Below are 18,723 nucleotides of genomic sequence, written 5' to 3'. Positions count from 1 at the left end.
AAGGTGAACTGATGCGGTGGATGCCCCCACCCAGCGGCATCGAGTATACCAAGACGGTTCTATATTCACCGAGCGGAGGGCGCATCAATGACATCGAAGATCAGCATTCTGGCGATCGACTTAGCAAAAGGCAGCTTTCAGGTTTGTGCGGTCGGATGCGATGGGACGGTTCTGTATAATCGTGCACTGTCTCGGAACCGGTTGGCGACACTTCTGGGCGAGCAGCCGGCCTGTGTCGTTGCTATGGAAGCATGCGCCACGTCGCATCACTGGGGCCGGATGGCACAGTCTCACGGTCATGAAGTGCGTCTGGTGCCGGCGGCGTATGTGAAACCGTTCGTCAGGCGCCAGAAGAATGACCGCGCGGACGCGGAGGCTATCGCAGAGGCGGCCATGCGCCCGACAATGCGGTTCGTGGCAGTGAAGAGTGCCGAAACCCAGGGCCGTGCTGTCGCGTTCCGCACCCACCAATGCTTGGTCCGGCAGCGCACGCAGCTCATCAACGCGCTCCGCGGACATCTGGCCGAATTCGGCTGGTGGCGCCGAAGGGACCGGCGAGCCTGAAATTACTAGAGAATGCGCTGGCGGACGAGAGCAGCGACCTGCCTGACCCCGTTCGGGAGATGGGGGCGGTGTATCTCGAGCAGATAGCGCGGCTGACCGACGTGATCGAACGGCTGGCAAACGAGTTGGAGGATGCATCGAAGACAGATTGTGAGTTGCGGCGGCTTTGTACCATCCCCGGGATCGGCCCTGTGACGGCAGGGGCCGTTGCGGCGTTTGCGCCCGACCTCGACACTTTTGACAGTGGGCGGAATTTTGCGGCCTGGCTCGGCCTCGTGCCACGGCGGAGGTCCACGGGGGGCAAGGCCAGGCTGGGGGCGGTCAGCAAGATGGGGCAGACCGATATCCGCCGACTGCTAATCGTCGGAGCGATGAGCGTGATCCGCTGGGTGGTCCGAAAGGGTGGCAGCCCGAATCGCTGGCTCGCTGCCCTCGTGGCACGCAAGCCCAGGATGGTCGCGGCCGTTGCGCTGGCGAACAAAATGGCCCGGATGATCTGGGCCATGTCAACCAAGCAAGAGGATTATCGAATGGCGTGACCTGAAACCGTGAAGGGAAAAGGCACGACATGGCCGCAAGGCCTGGGTGAGCGATCGACGAGGAGTACGCGACACGGACTTCGAAGTTCAAGGCAGGGAAATTCAGCCCCGGGGCTCGAGCGCTTGCAGCTCTCTGAACCGATGTGAACCCAGCTTTCCGAACAGCATACCGGCCCGTGGCGTTATCGAAGGCCACAATTTGAGGCCTGACACACGTCCGATCGAAGACCCCGCCGAAAAATCGAAGATAAAGCTTGCCAAACAGGGGGCATCCACACACGGCACGTACGAGCGTTGCCGGGACATAGACGGGAATTTCTCCTGCCACCTAACCGAGTAGAGCACCATGACAGACGACAATCTCTCCGCACTGAACCTGCCATCCCAACAAACCCTGACACCGCTCGAGCGCGGGTTGCTGAGCTTGGTCGAACGCTTGACCAACGCCTTCGAACATTCGACCGCTCAGCTGGAGCATTTGGAAAGACGCTCGACCGACTTGCTGGAAGAGCGACTGACCGAGCTCGAGACGTTGCTCGACAGGTCCATCAGCTCGCAACAGGCTTTCAACGAGGCTTTGCTCGACTTGCTCAGTGCGCCAGAATCCTCAGGCAGATCGGTGGACGAGCTTTGCCGGGTCGTGCGCGAGCTCAAGGAGATCCGCTGCAAATCAGAAAGATAAGATTAATCAGCGCAGTCGGTTTAGAGCGGTAGCAAAAGGCGCGATGTTTATAAACGGGGTCGACCCGGTGCATCTTACTACTTCGGCAATAGCCGCTGACTATAGCTCGTTGTCCGCGAAACCGGCAGCAAGCCATCCAGCCCAGAATCGCAAGGACATTTTCTAAGTAAGTTTTAAGGGAAAGTTCGTCTCAAGCCAGTTCTGCACGCTAGCGACATCCGCATAGCCATTTTCCTTCAGCAGCTTCACGATATCTCCGGCTGAAATGACTATGATTGGGTGCTGGTCTTCCTTGATTTCTTGATAAGCCTGTCGGTCAACAAAGCTCGTTGTAACCAGTACACCAAACTGCCTGTGCCGTAACCGTGAGATTAGGCGGGACATAGGACGGACGCCTATGCTTGAGCTCAACTCATAGCATTTCGCCTCTAGGGCGAAGTCGACTAGAATAGCTGACGAGCCCGTCCCGACCCGCAACTGTCCGATCGCATCACGCCCGCCATCGCGGGAGGGACGCGTCACATCAAGACCTGCGACTTCTGGCAGCATTAGTCGTGCGATTTCCGCGGCGCAATATTCGAAGCTATGGGGATCATTCTCGAAATACCGATGTATACATTTAATAACAGCGACCCCACCGGTGCCGGTTGGCAGTTGCTCTTCTTTTGTTCGATACTCCAGAGACCGTGTTGCCAATAGCGGAGAAAAGTTACCTTTCTCAACCCAGTCGCGCCAAGCTTTGGGAGCATTTTCTGTATACGCGCTCCCAGCTATAATGTCGTTTATCCAAGAACGAGAAATGATCGGCGCATCAAGTATTGTGAAGCGCGCTCGATAGTTTTGAAATCTTGCACCTTCTGCAACTTTCCAAATGGCGACCAAATCTTCAGACGAACTAAGGCTAATCGAACCCGGGACTGCAAGCCCACGAAATCGATAGTCACGACCTTCACCGGTACTCGTAAAGATGAATATGGGCGGCACCCGACGTCGCCCGTCCGGCCCCGCATGCGCACTTTCAAAAATTCGACGCAGTAATTCGTTTCCATTGCGTGGCGTCTCATGCAGCGGTCGTCCGGGACGTTTGTTGTCACCGTAGTAAGTAAAGATACCTGTTTCCGGATTGAGCATGTCTGGCCAATCCGGATCCTTCAATGTCGAGGTCAGAGCAACAAGTTCTAGCGCATCGAGATTACCTCGATATCGGAACCCTCCATTATTGCTAACGCTGACTAGAGGCGGCAGAGGTTCGTCACCTGCATTCCCCTTACGCCCCCCCTGATAGATGGCATCAACATGAAGATCGACATGCTCAAGTTCGGAAAAAGGAACAATCTCACTGGCCATTTCTAATCAATCCTCTCAAGGTAAAAACTACGACTAGAGATAGAATTACAAAGGAACCACAACATTAAGTATCTGCATGAAATTACACATAAGTGTTGAGTTATACACATTTTGAGCGATACTGCCCCTTCCAGTGGAGGTAGGCGCAAATGAGCGACCCCAGTCGAATTCAAGTGCTAATATCAAAAGAAGAAGCTGATCGCTTCGAAGCCTATTGTCGCGAAAAGGGTTTTAAAAAATCGCCTTTGATTGTTCGGCTAATTCGAGAGCACATGAATCAGGCTGGCTACCAAACGCAGCGGGTTTTATTTAAGGGCAATGAAATTGAGTAACGGGGCAGTAGACCAAAAGTTACGTCGATTGAGCTGCGGCGCCGCGCCCCGAGTACTCGACCTCTTTTCCGGTTGCGGTGGCTTGTCCCTCGGCTTTCAAAAGGCAGGCTTCGAGATAACTGCCTCCGTTGAAAATAACCCGGTTGCAGCAGCTTCGCATGCTCAGAATTTTCATCCCGGTGATCATCTCCGCGCTGTCCCATTGGACATTACACAAGTAGAGCCCATCCAACTTGTCCAAGACTTAGGCATTGGCGACATTAAAACAGCGGTAGACGTGATAATTGGCGGACCGCCATGCCAAGCATTTGCGCGAGTTGGAAGATCTAAATTGCGGGAGATTGAAAATCATCCCGAGGCATTTCGACATGATCCGCGCGCCAAGCTCTACACCGCATACCTGAATTACGTCCAAGCGTTCACCCCACTTGCAATACTGATGGAAAATGTTCCTGACGTTATGAATTTTGGGGGGCACAATGTTCCTCAGGAAGTCTGCGAAGTTCTTGAGGATCGCGGTTATGTATGCGCTTACACGCTCCTCAATGCAGCATACTACGGCGTACCACAGATGCGGGAGCGCATGTTTCTGATTGCTTTCCGCCGGGAGCTTGCCCAGAGCATTCATTTCCCTGAGCCTACGCATAGGGTCAACCTGCCACCAGGATATAAAAGCTCGCGCAACGTGGCACTCAAGCTCGTTACCGCTGCAACTCAAACTGGAAACACGCACAACTACATAGCACCTCCTGAGGCTGTAGGCCCTTTGCCCCCTGCAGTAACTGCACATGAAGCGATTGGAGATCTTCCAGAACTTCGGGCACGAGAGATGCTGAAAAAAGGTATCTTGAAGCGAGGCGCGCGCCGCCTGGACCAGCTAACTTCCTATGATGCAAAACGTACGGCCTCGGCCTTTGCAAAACAGATGAAAGAGTGGCCAAACTTTGAAGCTGCGGCGGGTATCCGCGATCACGTTATCCGTTTTTTGCCGCGGGACTACGAGATTTTCTCTCGTATGAGCCCAGGGGATCAGTACCCTCAAGCCTATGAACACGCGCTCACAATGTTCAAGGAGAAGCTCAAGGAAGCCAGAGAACGAGGGGAAAGCATTGGTGCAAATTCACCCGAGTATGAAGACCTCCACAAAAGCATCGTTCCGCCATACGATCATACGAAATTTCCTAACAAGTGGCGGAAGATGTGGAGGGATTATCCAGCCCGCACGATAATGGCCCATCTGGGCAAAGACAGCTACAGCCATATCCACTATGACAGCAACCAAGCTCGAACAATTTCTGTCCGTGAGGCTGCGAGACTGCAATCGTTCCCTGACGGTTTTGTGTTTAGTGGCGCCATGAACCAAGCTTTCCAACAAATCGGCAACGCAGTTCCACCGCTGCTCGCTTTTGCATTGGCGAAAACGATGATGCAGGCGTTCTCAGAGGTAGGCTCTCTGAGTGAGGAGAGCAAAACTTCTTTCGTATCCGCGGGCTGACGTGATCATGTCAGACGTACTCACCCAAGAGCAACGTCGGCATAATATGCAGCGGATAAGACGAAGAAACACCAAGCCAGAGATGCATCTCCGGCGCGGTTTACATGCCAGAGGTTACCGATACCGTGTCGATTACAATGGCTTGCCCGGCCGACCAGATCTCGCTCTCCCAAAGTATAAGGCAGTAATATTCGTCCACGGCTGTTTCTGGCACGGACATAACTGCCCCCTCTTCAAATGGCCCAAGACACGTCAGGAATTCTGGCGGAATAAGATTGAAAGCAACCAGACTCGCGACAAACGTGTGATCGACGACCTACAAAAAGCGGGTTGGAGAGTCCTGATTGTCTGGGAATGCGCCTTGCGTGGAACCGAACGCAAGGTACTAGATGATGTCCTTTCTGAGGTCGAATACTTTCTAAAAACTCACCCAGGCACGTTCAAAGAAATTTCAGGCACTGGCGCGGGCCTCTCCCAGATAACTGAAGAGCCACCTAGTGATTAGACACAGCAGAAAATTCATGGAAACATCATTAGCTATGTTTCAGTTCAGCCAATTTTCATTATGACGCCACCTGTCACCGATCTAACTGGACAAATCGCATCAGCTCCTGATGCGGACGCGACATATGACATCGCACAGCCCGAACCTGCCGCTCTCGTAGAGAGCTTACGAGCGTTCGGCTACAGTCTTCGAACAGCCATAGCCGACCTGATTGATAACAGCATTTCTGCTGAGGCTAAGTCGGTCTGGCTCCACTTCGAATGGGATGGGGCTAATTCCTGGATCACAATTCGTGATGACGGACACGGCATGGCAGAAGACGAGCTTATAACTGCTATGCGTGCTGGTTCAAAGAACCCCCTCGCAGAACGCCCACCCCGCGATCTAGGCCGGTTCGGACTTGGGCTGAAGACAGCATCCTTTTCCCAGTGCCGGCGCCTGAGCGTGATGTCAAAACGCAAGGACCTGCCGGAAGCTACTCGCTGTTGGGATTTGGACTATATCAGTGAATGCGGAGAGTGGCGCCTCCTGAAAAATCTCGAAAAAGCAAAACAAGAAGGCCTTCTTGATACTCAGTCAGGAACAGTCGTTATATGGGACAAAATGGACCGTATTACCGGCGATGCTAAGACAGATGACAACGCCGCATACAAAAGGTTTTTGGAGGCAATCGACCAGGTAAAAGAGCACCTTGCAATGGTGTTCCATCGGTACCTGGAAAAGCCAGGCCGACTAAAAATCTGGATCAATAATCGTCCGATCGAGCCCTGGGACCCGTTCTTGAAAAATGAGGCTGCAACGCAGCAGCTTCCACAGGAGCGCTTGCTCTTTCACGGTCAGAGTGTCCTGGTGACCCCTTACGTTCTGCCTCACCAGTCAAAAATCACAGCAGAAACCCATAAGCGAGCCGCTGGACCAGCAGGGTGGAACGCACAGCAGGGCCTTTACATTTATCGCAACGAACGGCTCCTGGTACCAGGTGACTGGCTCGGACTGGGATTTCAAAAGGAAGAGCATCACAAACTGGCCCGCATGCAGGTAGACCTGCCCAATTCCCTGGACAGCGAATGGCAGATCGATGTCAAGAAATCCCGGGCCCGCCCACCGGGTCCGCTACGTACTGATCTAAAGCGGATCGCAAAATCAACCAGAGAAAGAGCGGTTCAGATCTATCGTCATCGGGGTAAAGTAACCGCTCGCCGCTCATCTCAGGAGCACGTCTTTCTTTGGGAACAGAAGGCGCGCCACGGCAAGTATTATTATGCGATCAACCGGAGCCATCCAGCAATTGAAGACGCATACCGAAACGGCAGCAAGGCCACTGTTGAGCCGCTACTGCGCATGCTTGAGGAAACGGTGCCCGTCGGTTTCATTAACGTCACGAGCTCTGAAACTCCTGAAAGCTTTGCAGCACCATTTGAAGATTGCACATATGAATCTGTTAAACGTGTAATAGAATCGCTTTACAACTCTTTTGTCTCCAGCGGCTGCAGTCGTGAAGATGCGATCGCAAGACTTCTAACGATCGAGCCGTTCAGCCACCGGCCCGAATTCATTCAGGCGTTTCAGGAAGAACAGGAAAGCGGCTGATCATGGCGCAGCGTAACTATGATGATGTCAAGGCAGATATACTCCGCCAGCTCCGCAAAGGGGGAGCCGCGACTGAGGAGAGCGTTCGCAATGAGATCAGCACCCTGCTTACTGCTTACCGCGCTGCAAACCTTGTCGAAGAGATCGATGACGAGGCTCTGTTTTTCGATATCACGACACTGATCAACATCTGGCAGGCTGATCCGTCGGTCTTGCGGGATAAGCACCGCAACTGGCTCCCGGACTGGCGGGGAGAAATTACCTGGGGCTTCTGGAACCGGTATCGAGAATATCTAGAGGAAGAGAAAAACTGGTCTTCCGTCGTCATCAATAAGCTCGACAGTGTAACTGACAGTATCCTCGGCGACATCGGCAACCCGAAGGAAAGTGGCAGCTGGGACCGGCGTGGCATGGTGGTCGGCGACGTCCAGTCCGGCAAGACAGCCAACTATACAGGGCTTGTCTGCAAGGCGACGGATGCGGGCTATAAGCTGATCATTGTGCTGGCCGGCATGACCAATGATCTGCGCAGCCAGACGCAGACGCGCCTTGATACTGAGTTCCTCGGCTTCGAGAGCGAAGTCGGCAAGGTGCAGCAGAATGGCAGCCGGATTGGGGTCGGCCTTCTGCCAGGCCATGACCAGCTGATCGCCCAGCCTCTGACCTTCAGCTCCAAAGACGGAGACTTCAGAAAAAACCGGAGTACGAACATCCCGCTCGGCGGCAATCCCTTGCTGCTGGTAGTGAAAAAGAACAAGGCCGTTCTTGAGCGTATCCTGGCCTGGGTCGAAGGTCAGGCGGTCACTAACCCGGAAACCGGGGAGAAATTGGTCCGGGATCTCCCGCTCCTGCTGCTGGATGACGAGGCAGACAACGCCTCGGTCAACACTAAGAAAGAAGATGAAGACCCCACAGCGATCAACCGGGTGATCCGGAGAATGCTGAAGACCTTCGCGCAGAGCTCCTATGTCGGATACACGGCGACGCCATTCGCCAATATCTTCATTCTGCCGGATGACGAGGCTGATCCCTCAGTGCATGGGGAAGATCTGTTTCCGAGGAACTTCATCTACTACATCAATCCGCCGAACCACTACATCGGTGCGGCCCGTGTCTTCGGGTTTCCGGATGACGTTGAGGATCTTGAGGTCGAAGACAGAAGCCTGCCACTGATCCGCGAGGCCGAAGACGCACAGCTTGCGTTTCCACCGAGGCACAGCAAGATCCTTCAAGTTGATCAGCTGCCGAACTCCCTCCTCGAGGCTGTCCGGGCCTTCGTACTCATCTGTGCGGCCCGTGCTGCCCGCGGTCGGCAAAGCGTCCACAATTCGATGCTGATCCATGTGACGCGCTTCAACAACGTGCAAAGCCAGGTCATCGATCTGGTCGACACCGAGCTCACTAGCATCCGCCGCATGCTGGAGTTCCGGACTGGACCACAAGCCGACGCCCTTCTAGCAGAAATAAAGCGGCTCTGGGATAAGGACTTCGTACCCACCACAGCTGCCGTCTGCGAAAAGACTGGCGACCGAATGCTTACGCGGCTGACCTGGGAGGCGGTGGAGCCTCGCCTGCTCGATGCCGCCCGTAAAATCGAGGTGCGTGGGATCAATGGCGATGCCGGTGGTGTTCTCGACTATGAGCAGAATAAGAACACCGGGTTGCATGTCATCGCGGTTGGCGGCGACAAGCTGTCTCGAGGCCTAACGCTGGAGGATCTGTCCGTCAGCTATTATATCCGCCCGGCCCGCAATTACGATACGCTGCTGCAGATGGGGCGGTGGTTCGGCTATCGGCCGGGATATCTCGATCTCTGCCGACTATACACGACGAATGAGCTGGTCGAGTGGTACCAGCACATCTCTGTGGCGACCGAAGAGCTTAAACGTGAGTTCCGCCTCATGGAGCTCAACAAACTGACTCCGGAGCAGTACGGCCTCAAAGTCCGCACGCATCCTGCCGGGCTCAACATTACGGCCTCGAACAAAATCCGCTCTGGCCAGACACTGCAAGTCAGCTTCTCGGGTCAGTTGTCTCAGACAACGGTCTTCCACAAAGATAATGGTCTGCAGGAGCGGAACTTCGCCCGCCTGGACAGCTGGGTCTCCGGACTTGGCTCAGTATACAAGATCGTTCGTGGCAACCATGTCTGGGAAGGATTAGAGGCCAATCAGATCATCGATCTTTTCGAAGGCCTCTCAACGCACCCGCTGAGCCGGAAGGCCGATACTGATCTGCTCGTCAAGTACATTCGAAAGATGAACAGGAACGGAGAGCTCGAGAACTGGACGGTGATGCTGGCTTCAAGCCAGAAGGGGTTGAAGGGTTCACCGCTGATAAAGCGAGAAATCGGCGGCCTCAATATCGGTCTTACGAAGCGCGCTGATCCTCGGTTGAGCGATATTCACGACGAAAAAAAGACAAGACCCAAAGACTACGACAAATATTTTATGAAAAATTCGAATATTATTGACCCGAAGGATCAATATGTTGATCTGAAAAACGAGCAAATAGACAGAGCACTCGAAGACACGATTGCTGCCTGGAGGCGTGGCGAAAGCCGCGCGAAGAAGGAGCCGACAGAACCCGGCGGCCCTTTCATACGTATGAGAAGACCTGCAGGAAATGGGCTGCTTCTCATTTACCCGCTCGACTATTTATACATTGCCGGTAAAGAAGATCCGGTCTGCGAGACCCCGATTGTCGGCTTTGCAGTGAGCTTTCCGCAGAGCGTCAGTCAAAACACAGCTGTCGAGTACAAAGTAAACACAAAATATTGGGAGGATCGTTACGGCAGCGAAGATGAGGACGAGGCGGATGTCTGAGGCGCTGTGGGAAGAGCTAGAACGCGATGCCGCCTCTCATGGAGCCCCCGGCACCCTCAAGCGCCGTATCGCTCCTTCTGCCCCCAGTCCGCTCTTCCTCGGCATACGCCAGCCAGGGCTCAGGCGGGCCTTCATCCTGCATGTTTCGCAGAGTATTGCCCCGCTGCCCGAGGCGCTGCCGCAATCCCGGGGCTTCAGCTATGAAGTGTTAGTTGCGGGCGATGAGACAAGCTCCGGGGAACTCAGCATTATCCTCTCGGCCTCAGATGCCAGCTACAATGATGTCTTCGCAGCGATCTGCGAGGATCTCACCGTAAAACTCACGCCGCTGACCACCGATCGGGACACAGTCCGGGAATTCCTGAACCGGGTGCGGCTTTGGCAGATCTTCTTCGAAAGACAGGGGGGCGAAGGCCTATCCCCTGAAGCCCAGCGGGGCTTATATGGTGAACTCTGGTTCCTTAAGGAATTCGTGCTGGCGGAACGTGCGGACGAGACTGCGCTCTCCAGTTGGCGGACAGAAGCCCATAGCCAGCATGATTTTCAATTTGGAACGCTCTCGGTTGAGGTGAAGACGAGTGCCGCCCGCAAGCACCAGACACTGACGATCAATGGTGAGCAGCAGTTGGACGAAACTCTCGTTGAGCGGCTCTGCCTCTTCTACCTCTCGGTCGCCATCGTTGAGAATAGCTCGGCCACATTGCCGGTGCTTGTCGATGAGCTCCGCAGGATGCTGAGTTGCAGTACGGCTGCGCAAGACCGTTTCAACAGCATGCTGCTGGGGCGCGGCTACGCGGACCGCCAAAGACAGATCTATGAAAGCACAGGCTACACCATTCGCCGCACAGGGGTCCTCGAGGTCCGGGATGAGTTCCCACGCATACGGGAGTGTGACCTTCGCCCTGGCACGGGTGAGATCAGCTATTCGATAGCGCTGGACGTAGCGTCTGACTATGCACTTGATGAAACAAAGTTCCGAACAGAGCTTCGGGAGGTGCTCTCATGAACGAAGCGGAGCTGATCAACAGCTTTGCTAAGGACCTTCTGCAGGAGGTGATCGCTTCTACGGACAGTCAGGAGGCAGGTAGTAGCCCTCATGAAGAATTTACAAGGGCTGCATCGGACTGGCTAATTGAAGCCGGAGAAATCGACGAAATTCATGTCGTCTATCACCGCTCGCGCGGAATGCAGTTTAGCGGTTATGCTATCAATGGAGACGAGGACTGCCTGGATCTCTTCATCAGCCTATTCGATCCGCAGCTCCCACCGGCATCGATTTCTAAGACACAATGCGGCACCGCTTTTAGGCAGGCAGAGGCCTGCCTGAAGAAAGGCCTAGCGGGGCACCACAGTGCGATGGAGGAAGCCTCCGAAGCCTATGATGCCTTTCAGCGCATATGGGAGCTCCGGAACCAGCTGACACGCTGCCGGGTTTATCTGCTTACCAACGGATTGGTCACACAGGAAGAGTTCCCGGCGGAGAACATAGGCGACATTTCCGTCAACCGGCAGCTCTGGGATATCCGCCGTATCTGCCGCTTCGCGAATTCAGGGAAGAAATTCGAACCAATCGAGATCGACTTCAGACAAGAATTCGGCAGCCCGATCTCATGCCTCTCCCTGGTCGACCCCGGCTCAGACTATCAGGGCTATCTCGCAGTTATTCCTGGCGCCATGCTGGCGAGCATCTATGACCACTACGGTCCCCGGCTGCTCGAACGCAATGTTCGCTCATTTCTACAAGCCAGGGGCAAGGTGAATAAGGGCATCCGACAGACCATCATCAAAGAGCCCCACCGCTTCTTCGCCTATAACAACGGAATTACTGCAACAGCCGACCACATTGATTTTGAAAAGAATGGAAGCTCTTTGCAGATCACGAAGATCCGTAACCTGCAGATCGTGAATGGTGGACAGACGACCGCTTCGCTGGCTCATACAGCAAAGAAAGACAAAGCCGACCTCAGTGGTATCTTCGTCCAGTGCAAACTCTCGGTCATTCCCGAGGAACATATCGACAATATCGTACCGCTAATTTCCCGCTATGCTAATAGCCAGAACAAAGTCAATGACGCGGATTTCTACGCAAATGATCCCTTTCATGTGAACATTGAGGAACTCTCGAGAACGGTCTGGGCTCCCCCTGCATACGGATCAAACCGCAACACTCGTTGGTTCTACGAACGGGCACGCGGTCAGTACGCCGATGCCAAGGCACGTGAAACAACTCCCGCCCGGAAGCGCCAATTTGAAGCTCTCTCCCCAAGCCGACAAAAATTTACAAAAACGGATCTCGCGAAATACGAAAACACCTGGATGCAACTCCCACACATTGTCAGCCTGGGGGCCCAAAAGAATTTCAACGACTTTTCGGTCCGTTTAAAGGAACGCGGTGCAGTTAAAGTCGATATCACGTATTTTCAGCACTTAATTGCCAAAGCAATCTTGTTCAAACGCGCGGATCGAATTGTCCAACAGCAGGCATTCGGGGGCTATAAGGCCAATATCGTCACTTATACATTGGCCTGGCTGGCGCACCACACGAAACAATGTATAGATCTCAACCGGATTTGGAGTGAGCAGGACATCTCCCCGACAATTCAGGAAGCGATCAAAACAGTCTCCCGCCAAGTCCATGCCGTAATTACAAACCCGCCCAATAATAGAAACATCACCGAGTGGTGTAAGCGCAAAGAGTGTTGGGACCAAGTCAGCGGGACAAAGATCGATATCGGGGAACAACTCCAGCAGGAGCTTATCACCGTATCCCCATATACAACTAACTCCCCCGATCGGGGGATCAACGCCCCAAATGAAGAAGACAGCGAGCTCATCAGGAAGGTCTCGGAAATACCGGCAGACGAATGGTTTCGCCTATCAAAGTGGGCCAAGGAAACAAATAATCTGCAGAGCTGGCAGCGAAGCCTCGCCTATTCCATCGGCCGAGCCATTAACAGTGGCCGACCTATCAGCGCGAAACAGGCTAAACAAGCTACAATCGTTATGTCCGAAGCAACACGCCTTGGGCTAAAGTTCTAATCACTGACCTGATACCCGATCCTCTTCCACTGCACTGAGCCCGAAGTTTGGAGCGCCGGAATCTGGAGTTTCCCGGCTGCTGCTCTGATCCCAAAGTCTGGATCGCCGGAGGTTGGAGTTTTCCGGCTTTTTTCACAGTGACGGGCTTGGGTCGCCACCGGGATTATGCATTGCGATCGGGACGTTGTAACCGATCGCCGAATGAGGCCGTTCCACATTGTAGTGTCTACGCCAATCCTCCATCTTTTCGCGGACATCCACAAGCGTCAGGAACCAATGGGCGTTCAAAAATTCCGCCCGGAACTTGCTGTTGAAGGCTTCGATGAAGCATCGAGGATGTCAGCGTTAAGCAGGCAATCGATGGGTCCGCCCCCTTGGCACTATTGAGGCAAGATTCAAACTTTTGCGCATATGAAACACGCGAAAGTCATAATTCTTTGACATTTGAGGCGGATAATCCTAACTTTCTCGTAGATTGAATACGCGAAAGTTAGAAGATTGCTCTATCTCGTTGGCGAAAATCTCGACAAAAGTCGCGCGCACTATCAGGCCGAAACCGGCAAGATTGTGCAACTCATGCGCGGCATCTACGTCGATGCCGGCGCCGATGCGGACGTCGATGTGCTTCGGCATTCCATCCGGATTGCCCGCTATCTCTATCCTCGCGCTTATCTCTCCGCTGCCAGCGCTGTCCTACTTGCCCCGACGCGCGATGGACGGCTCTTCATAAGCGGGCCGCGCAGTCAGCGGACACGTATCAGAACCCTGGAAATCATCCAGAACGTGGCACCCGGACACCCTGCCGTTGCCACCGCCGTCATCGATGATGGCATGGGGGAATTCCACGCCAATGTCTCGTCCGTTCGTCAGCGATTTCTCGAAGGCTTTCGCCTGCGCAGTGAGCATGCCGCTTCAATCGATGAAGCAATGCGTGCCGACATCGCACAGCGACTGGTGGACGAGTACGGCAGCCCCAAAGCCGCTGCCGATGCCCTATGGGCGCTGGCTCGTGAAAACCAGTGGTATCGCGAGGGCGAACAGGCAGAACGCTATCTTCTTCATACCGGCGCCAAAATTGAGATCCGCAACGAAGCGGCGCTCGATTTCATCGTTGCCTGGCACGGAACCCATATCGGGCATCTCTTGTATGACGGCTTTGAATGGCGCTGGAAACCGGACAAGGGGTTCGATCTGCCACTGATTCAGCAGCGCGTTCCCGGCCAGCTACCGCCTTTCATTCTCTCTCTTCTGCCTGAGGGGTGGCTGGAGCGCGTTCTCAAGGAAAGCGACGAACGCGCCGTTTTGCGCTCGGGCAAGCGCTACATGTCGAACATCACCATCAGCACCAAAGCTGCCGAACTTGACGCCTTGCCAGCCGACATTCTGACCTGTCATCTGACCGATTTCAAAACAGATGGCATCTTCACCGGCACCTATGCGGGGCCAGGCCGTGGGGACATCGAGCACAGCTTTGAAGAGAAGCTCGCGCGCCTTTACGCCAGCGCCGACACACCGCGGCTGTCCGGAGTGCAGATCAAGGCACCGATGTTCCTCGGTGACGACGGGAAGCTCGTTCCCAGTACCGGGCTGCCATTTACGCATATACTCAAGCCCGCCGGGACAAGCGGCTTCCAAGCACTGCCGGTGATCGAATTTCTCGCCATGGCACTCGGTCGCCACGCCGGGCTCGACACGCCCTCTACGGCGCTGGTTGCCATGCCGGATGGGATGCCGCCTGCGCTGATTGTCGAGCGCTTCGACATTCGCACTTCCCCTGACGACAAGCGGCGGATAGCGCTTGAGGATTTGTGTTCAGTTCTCGATCTGCCTCCCGAAGCAAAATATGACGGCACGATCGAGCGTATCGCGCGTGCAGTGCGGCCGGTCTCATCCGAGCCGGAAGCCGATCTGCTGCTCCTGCTCAAGCGCGCCTTGTTTGCCTGGCTCATTGCCGATGGAGACATGCACCTCAAGAACCTAGCACTGCTCAAGGTCGCCCAGCCGGATACACGCAGCTTCGAAACCGTGCGTGTCGCGCCGCTCTATGACGCCGTCACCACGGTCGTCTTTCCTGGCCTCGAACATGATCGCATGGCACTGAAGATCAACGGCAAGGACAATCGGCTGCGCCGCTCTGATTTCCTCAGGACGGCAGCGATCGCCGGCTTGACCGCCGGCGCGGCCAACCAGGCGATGGACGCCGTCCTTATTGGGCTTCGGGCGGGTATTGATGCGGTCACCATTCCCGATGTTCCCGGCATAGACGAAGACATCGCCGCCAAGGCCGAGCAAATGCTCAGGCTCTGCCGCGAACGCGTTGACGCTTTCGAATGATTTTGGACCCACAAGGCAATTGCTTTGACTGAACCGCGCCAGCCGTGGCCGCATAACTTAAGCCAAATGGTCTCCGGCAAATTCGGGGCGGTTCACAATCCAGAGACTGGAACCACGTCACCGTTATTAAAGAAAATGGCAATTTTGTTTATTAGCGGCTGCCGTTAATAAATTTCTGAAATTAGTGCCTGAGTAAACTTGGCGCAGCTTGGGGCAGAGACCTCATTGGCTCAGCAAAGCCCGCGCGTCCTGAATGGGAAGAAAGAGGCGAAATGGTGCGTTTTCCAGCTTTCTGAAACCATACCCGATGTAAAGATCCAGCCGTCGTTTGGTTACCTCCGCATCTCCGCAATCCAGGACATCCATGAGCACCACGGCAATGCCGAGCGTATCGGAAGCAAGGGCGAGGTTTTTCAAGGCCTCAACGAGCAAAATGCCGCCTAGTCCGTTCCCCTGGAACCTCTGATCAACGCCAATCATCGAAATGAAGGCAGCCGGAATTGAACCGTGAATCGGCCGCGTTCGAGCATACTTTTTTGGCAACTCGGCATAATCGACTGAATGGGCGTTGACAGCGTAGAAGCCCAGCAATTGCTCGTCCGCATCGAGCAGCACAGACACCCGAACATTTCCGGCTTTCTGGAGCTTGTTTGCTGTTTTCCTGAAATAATTGTCGACCTGGTCGACACCACATGAAAAAGCCGTTCGATCGTGTTTGTCTGGATCGAACGGCTCGAACTTGAGAGGCCGCGATATGTCACTCACTGTCGGCAACCATCTCCCTGTGCAGCTTTGCCGCGGCCAACAGCTTCTCTGTCGGAGCAGCTGGACGCTCAAGAGCATCAAAGAACGCGGCATGATCGACTGGCGCCAGCACCGTCCGTTCGTGCGCTGAAATCACATCCTGCGCGCGCAGCAATGCGGCGTTCGTCGTAAATGTGCTGAGATCCATACCAGAAAGTTCAGCCGCCTTTTCAATCGCCGCCTTAATCGAGGCTTTTGTCCGTATGTTCAGCCTGGCATCGCTCTTCTCTTGCCGAGAAGACGCGAGATCCGTTGCTCCCAACATAGTCGCCTCCTTTGTTTGAGTGGCATGGAAGGGTAAGTCCATGCACAATGTACGTCAAACAGACGCACAATTCAATGACAATAAGTTGACCAATATCCCGTCGCACGACATGCGCGAACGACGATTTATATGGCATTGAGAACCCACATCGGCAGCTCTATTTGGCTTCCCAGCGAGGCGGAACGAATTGCCAAACATGTCGAAAGGGTTTCCGCCAAGTCGGATCGGGGACTCCCAACCAAGAACCAAAGTAGAATTCCATTCTGCTAATCAAATAGAGAAAGACCGCTCCGAAAAGAATCATAAAAAAAAGCAAAGCTACAGTTACTTCACTAATTTCATATAGATTTAGATAGGAAACGACTAAAAAAACAATGGGAATAAGAAGCAAGATCGACGCCAAGAGCTTTACACGCAACGCATATTTGCGCCAATTTTCCGAAAACCCAGTATACAACGCATGAGACCTAAGCATCTCAACATCTTCTTTGGCGGACTTGATTTCCGAACCTTCTAGAATAAAGCCATGCGACAGGGCCGCATCTTGAAATTTCTTTTTGGCTTCATCGACAACAAGCCGGACCCAATAATCGTCTGTCTTATTCATAAACCTAGACCGTCTTGCGCTCTTCTATATTTACGACTTCTTCTCTTTTGTTGGCTTCTTGATAGAGTCTTGCGAACATTTTTTGAATCAAATTCGCCTCTTCCTCTAGATCCATGCTTAAGTTGCATTCCTCCTGAAAAGTTTTAGCCGCTAGATACGCGTTCCTAACCAAACCAACTGGAGGCAGATCTTTCATCTGACCACCTCCTAAAATCAGCCAAGATACTGAAATATTGTGCTTTTCGTGAAGATCAATCACGACCTGTAACGGCAGGCTCTTTGTCCCTTTTTCATACGTCTTGTAAGCCGTTCCCGATATTCCGAGTTCTTCGGCCATCTGAAGTTGGCTCTTTTTCAGCTCTTTCCGAACCTCAAACAAGCGCTGACATATTTCCATGGTAAATATCCACAATAGACGCAAACGCGTCTTTTTTGGTTGCAAAAACAACTTTTCAGGATAATTTATCTGAACCGCCCCAATTTGTAAAAATGAGGAGTTCCATGGACCTTGAAACGTTGAAAGAAGCAGCTGAACGAACGGTCTTCACTGAGGCACGCATTCGATCATGGATCAGAAAGAAGGCAATCCGATACGTTAAAATTGACGGGACGTTCTACCTGCCCGTTGGAGCTATTGACGAACTGGTTTCTCGAAACACGTTTGAACCAAGCGTCAAGAATAACGTCGAAATCCGCACGTAAATTCCATTCAAATTTCCTAATGTCATGCCCCACCAAAAGAAACACACTCGATCTGCAAAATTGGCTGTTAGCCGTTCGACCGCTGCCGACATGTTCGACATTTCACCGACAACCTTCGACACGTGGATCGGCCGCGGTTGGATGCCCAAGGGTTATAAAATCGGCGGGTTAAGGCGATGGGTAGTCCAAGACCTTCAGTCAAGCCTCCACGACCTAACCGAAACAAACTCCGTCATTGACAATGAAGACACCAAGAATCCGTTCGACCACACGGTTGGCTAATCGGAAAAAGATCCCGTTCAAATACCTTTCAGCAGATGTGGATCGGCACGGCAACGTTCGGTTTTATCTGCGTCGACAAGGCATACCCAAGTATCGAATGAAGTCTCCCTATCTGGATGACAGTGGCAGCGTCACCGAGGCATTCAGCACTGAATATCATCGTGTGATGGCGGGAGACGTTGACCGTTCGGCAGAAAAGCGTTCTGAAGAATGGAAGCCAGGCTCAATTGGCTGGCTGTTCAATCAATACCAACGTTCGAAGGTCTTTCAACAACAGGCCCCTGACACACAGCGGGACAAGCGTAGTGTATTAGGACGCTATTGCGACGCTGTGGGCCATCTCCCCTTTCAGAAGCTTAGAAAAGATGATGTGGAAGCCAGCCAAATGAAACGTCGCGAAACACCCGGCGCTGCCGATAAACTCGTCAAATACCTTAGAGCCCTTTTCTATTGGGCAATGGGCAACGATCAAGTCACCTCCCACTACCCCTTGTCACAGAATCCGGCAGCAAAGGTAACCTACATTAATGATTCTGATGGTTTTCATATGTGGTCAACCGATGAAATCGCCGCCTTTCGAGAACACTACCAGCACGGCACTCCAGCGCGCTTAGCTTTTGAATTGCTTTATAATCTTGGTATTCGAAGATCGGATCTCGTCAAACTCGGCCCCGACAATATTGAAGGAAATACGATTAGGTTTGTCCCGCACAAAGGAAAAGGGAAAGAACTGCTGGTCCTGCCGATAACAAGAGCGCTCGCATATGCGCTTAAACACGCGCCAGAAAACCAAAAAACATTTCTGACAACC

At 53.5% G+C, this 18,723-nt stretch carries 15 protein-coding genes and 2 pseudogenes; 11 read left to right on the top strand and 6 right to left on the bottom strand.

Annotation, left to right across the window (positions count from 1 at the left end; translation table 11 throughout):
• Window positions 1–87 precede the first annotated feature (87 nt).
• Both OA90_RS17375 and OA90_RS17370 read left to right on the top strand, forming a co-directional pair.
• A pseudogene (locus tag OA90_RS17375) lies at window positions 88–1,103 on the top strand (IS110 family transposase).
• 346 nt (window positions 1,104–1,449) lie between these two features.
• A complete protein-coding gene (locus OA90_RS17370; protein ID WP_068414741.1) occupies window positions 1,450–1,785 on the top strand; it encodes a hypothetical protein in 336 nt (111 codons plus the stop codon).
• A 162-nt stretch (window positions 1,786–1,947) separates the two neighbouring features.
• Here the strand turns inward: OA90_RS17370 and OA90_RS17365 are convergent, their stop codons facing one another.
• Entirely contained in the window at window positions 1,948–3,132 is a 1,185-nt protein-coding gene (locus OA90_RS17365) for a restriction endonuclease (RefSeq protein ID WP_068414738.1), read from the bottom strand.
• 149 nt (window positions 3,133–3,281) lie between these two features.
• On the opposite strand from OA90_RS17365, the gene OA90_RS28615 reads away from it, so the two are divergent.
• Genes OA90_RS28615 through OA90_RS17335 form a run of 7 tightly spaced genes read left to right on the top strand, consistent with a single transcriptional unit; the run spans window position 3,282 to window position 12,918 of the window.
• The gene (locus OA90_RS28615; RefSeq protein ID WP_156510548.1) at window positions 3,282–3,464 is read left to right on the top strand and encodes a hypothetical protein; all 183 of its coding nucleotides are present in this window, start codon (window positions 3,282–3,284) and stop codon (window positions 3,462–3,464) included.
• Window positions 3,451–4,959, top strand: a complete 1,509-nt coding sequence (locus OA90_RS17360; protein WP_068414729.1) for a DNA cytosine methyltransferase — start codon at window positions 3,451–3,453, stop codon at window positions 4,957–4,959. Before OA90_RS28615 ends, OA90_RS17360 begins: the two co-directional genes overlap by 14 nt.
• Window positions 4,960–4,966: 7 nt before the next feature.
• Window positions 4,967–5,464: a very short patch repair endonuclease gene (locus OA90_RS17355; RefSeq protein ID WP_068415001.1), complete on the top strand. Its 498-nt coding sequence runs from the start codon at window positions 4,967–4,969 to the stop codon at window positions 5,462–5,464.
• A gap of 60 nt (window positions 5,465–5,524) precedes the next feature.
• Complete coding sequence (locus tag OA90_RS17350) at window positions 5,525–7,054, top strand: ATP-binding protein (RefSeq protein ID WP_068414726.1); 1,530 nt, start codon at window positions 5,525–5,527, stop codon at window positions 7,052–7,054.
• Between the two features lie 2 nt (window positions 7,055–7,056).
• Window positions 7,057–9,879, top strand: coding sequence for a Z1 domain-containing protein (locus OA90_RS17345; RefSeq protein WP_068414723.1), 2,823 nt, complete (start codon window positions 7,057–7,059; stop codon window positions 9,877–9,879).
• Window positions 9,872–10,885: a PD-(D/E)XK motif protein gene (locus OA90_RS17340; protein WP_068414719.1), complete on the top strand. Its 1,014-nt coding sequence runs from the start codon at window positions 9,872–9,874 to the stop codon at window positions 10,883–10,885. The genes OA90_RS17345 and OA90_RS17340 overlap by 8 nt, the downstream gene beginning before the upstream one ends.
• Window positions 10,882–12,918: an AIPR family protein gene (locus OA90_RS17335; RefSeq protein ID WP_068414717.1), complete on the top strand. Its 2,037-nt coding sequence runs from the start codon at window positions 10,882–10,884 to the stop codon at window positions 12,916–12,918. The genes OA90_RS17340 and OA90_RS17335 overlap by 4 nt, the downstream gene beginning before the upstream one ends.
• Window positions 12,919–13,050: 132 nt before the next feature.
• Here OA90_RS17335 and OA90_RS28075 read toward each other — a convergent pair.
• Window positions 13,051–13,245, bottom strand: a pseudogene (locus tag OA90_RS28075) (transposase); the annotation flags it as partial.
• A gap of 171 nt (window positions 13,246–13,416) precedes the next feature.
• Here OA90_RS28075 and OA90_RS17330 point away from each other — a divergent pair.
• Window positions 13,417–15,252, top strand: a complete 1,836-nt coding sequence (locus OA90_RS17330) for a type II toxin-antitoxin system HipA family toxin (RefSeq protein ID WP_068414714.1) — start codon at window positions 13,417–13,419, stop codon at window positions 15,250–15,252.
• Window positions 15,253–15,474: 222 nt separating this feature from the next.
• Here OA90_RS17330 and OA90_RS17325 read toward each other — a convergent pair whose 3' ends face one another.
• The 4 genes from OA90_RS17325 to OA90_RS17310 form a co-directional block, all read right to left on the bottom strand.
• Window positions 15,475–16,017, bottom strand: coding sequence for a GNAT family N-acetyltransferase (locus OA90_RS17325; protein ID WP_156510547.1), 543 nt, complete (start codon window positions 16,015–16,017; stop codon window positions 15,475–15,477).
• Window positions 16,010–16,321 carry a DUF1778 domain-containing protein gene (locus tag OA90_RS17320; protein WP_068414998.1) on the bottom strand — a complete coding sequence of 104 codons (312 nt, stop codon included), beginning with the start codon at window positions 16,319–16,321 and terminating at the stop codon, window positions 16,010–16,012. The genes OA90_RS17325 and OA90_RS17320 overlap by 8 nt, the downstream gene beginning before the upstream one ends.
• A gap of 157 nt (window positions 16,322–16,478) precedes the next feature.
• Window positions 16,479–16,928 carry a hypothetical protein gene (locus tag OA90_RS17315; protein WP_068414708.1) on the bottom strand — a complete coding sequence of 150 codons (450 nt, stop codon included), beginning with the start codon at window positions 16,926–16,928 and terminating at the stop codon, window positions 16,479–16,481.
• A gap of 4 nt (window positions 16,929–16,932) precedes the next feature.
• A complete protein-coding gene (locus tag OA90_RS17310) occupies window positions 16,933–17,325 on the bottom strand; it encodes a helix-turn-helix transcriptional regulator (RefSeq protein ID WP_156510546.1) in 393 nt (130 codons plus the stop codon).
• Window positions 17,326–17,429: 104 nt separating this feature from the next.
• Here OA90_RS17310 and OA90_RS17305 point away from each other — a divergent pair, with 104 nt between their 5' ends.
• Window positions 17,430–17,630 carry a hypothetical protein gene (locus OA90_RS17305; protein WP_068414703.1) on the top strand — a complete coding sequence of 67 codons (201 nt, stop codon included), beginning with the start codon at window positions 17,430–17,432 and terminating at the stop codon, window positions 17,628–17,630.
• Window positions 17,631–18,723: the final 1,093 nt, after the last annotated feature.

Origin of the sequence: Labrenzia sp. OB1 (genome assembly GCF_001624695.1) — a bacterium.
Classification (GTDB): domain Bacteria; phylum Pseudomonadota; class Alphaproteobacteria; order Rhizobiales; family Stappiaceae; genus Roseibium.
The sequence above is the reverse complement of the archived record's forward strand: the minus strand, read 5'-3'. Positions and strand labels throughout refer to the sequence as shown.

What these genes read in the sequence shown, in the direction of transcription:
- OA90_RS17370 (WP_068414741.1), top strand. Translation starts at nt 1,450, where the DNA reads ATGACAGACGACAATCTCTCCGCACTGAACCTGCCATCCCAACAAACC.
- OA90_RS17365 (WP_068414738.1), bottom strand. Translation starts at nt 3,132, where the DNA reads ATGGCCAGTGAGATTGTTCCTTTTTCCGAACTTGAGCATGTCGATCTT.
- OA90_RS28615 (WP_156510548.1), top strand. Translation starts at nt 3,282, where the DNA reads ATGAGCGACCCCAGTCGAATTCAAGTGCTAATATCAAAAGAAGAAGCT.
- OA90_RS17360 (WP_068414729.1), top strand. Translation starts at nt 3,451, where the DNA reads ATGAAATTGAGTAACGGGGCAGTAGACCAAAAGTTACGTCGATTGAGC.
- OA90_RS17355 (WP_068415001.1), top strand. Translation starts at nt 4,967, where the DNA reads ATGTCAGACGTACTCACCCAAGAGCAACGTCGGCATAATATGCAGCGG.
- OA90_RS17350 (WP_068414726.1), top strand. Translation starts at nt 5,525, where the DNA reads ATGACGCCACCTGTCACCGATCTAACTGGACAAATCGCATCAGCTCCT.
- OA90_RS17345 (WP_068414723.1), top strand. Translation starts at nt 7,057, where the DNA reads ATGGCGCAGCGTAACTATGATGATGTCAAGGCAGATATACTCCGCCAG.
- OA90_RS17340 (WP_068414719.1), top strand. Translation starts at nt 9,872, where the DNA reads ATGTCTGAGGCGCTGTGGGAAGAGCTAGAACGCGATGCCGCCTCTCAT.
- OA90_RS17335 (WP_068414717.1), top strand. Translation starts at nt 10,882, where the DNA reads ATGAACGAAGCGGAGCTGATCAACAGCTTTGCTAAGGACCTTCTGCAG.
- OA90_RS17320 (WP_068414998.1), bottom strand. Translation starts at nt 16,321, where the DNA reads ATGTTGGGAGCAACGGATCTCGCGTCTTCTCGGCAAGAGAAGAGCGAT.
- OA90_RS17315 (WP_068414708.1), bottom strand. Translation starts at nt 16,928, where the DNA reads ATGAATAAGACAGACGATTATTGGGTCCGGCTTGTTGTCGATGAAGCC.
- OA90_RS17310 (WP_156510546.1), bottom strand. Translation starts at nt 17,325, where the DNA reads ATGGAAATATGTCAGCGCTTGTTTGAGGTTCGGAAAGAGCTGAAAAAG.
- OA90_RS17305 (WP_068414703.1), top strand. Translation starts at nt 17,430, where the DNA reads ATGGACCTTGAAACGTTGAAAGAAGCAGCTGAACGAACGGTCTTCACT.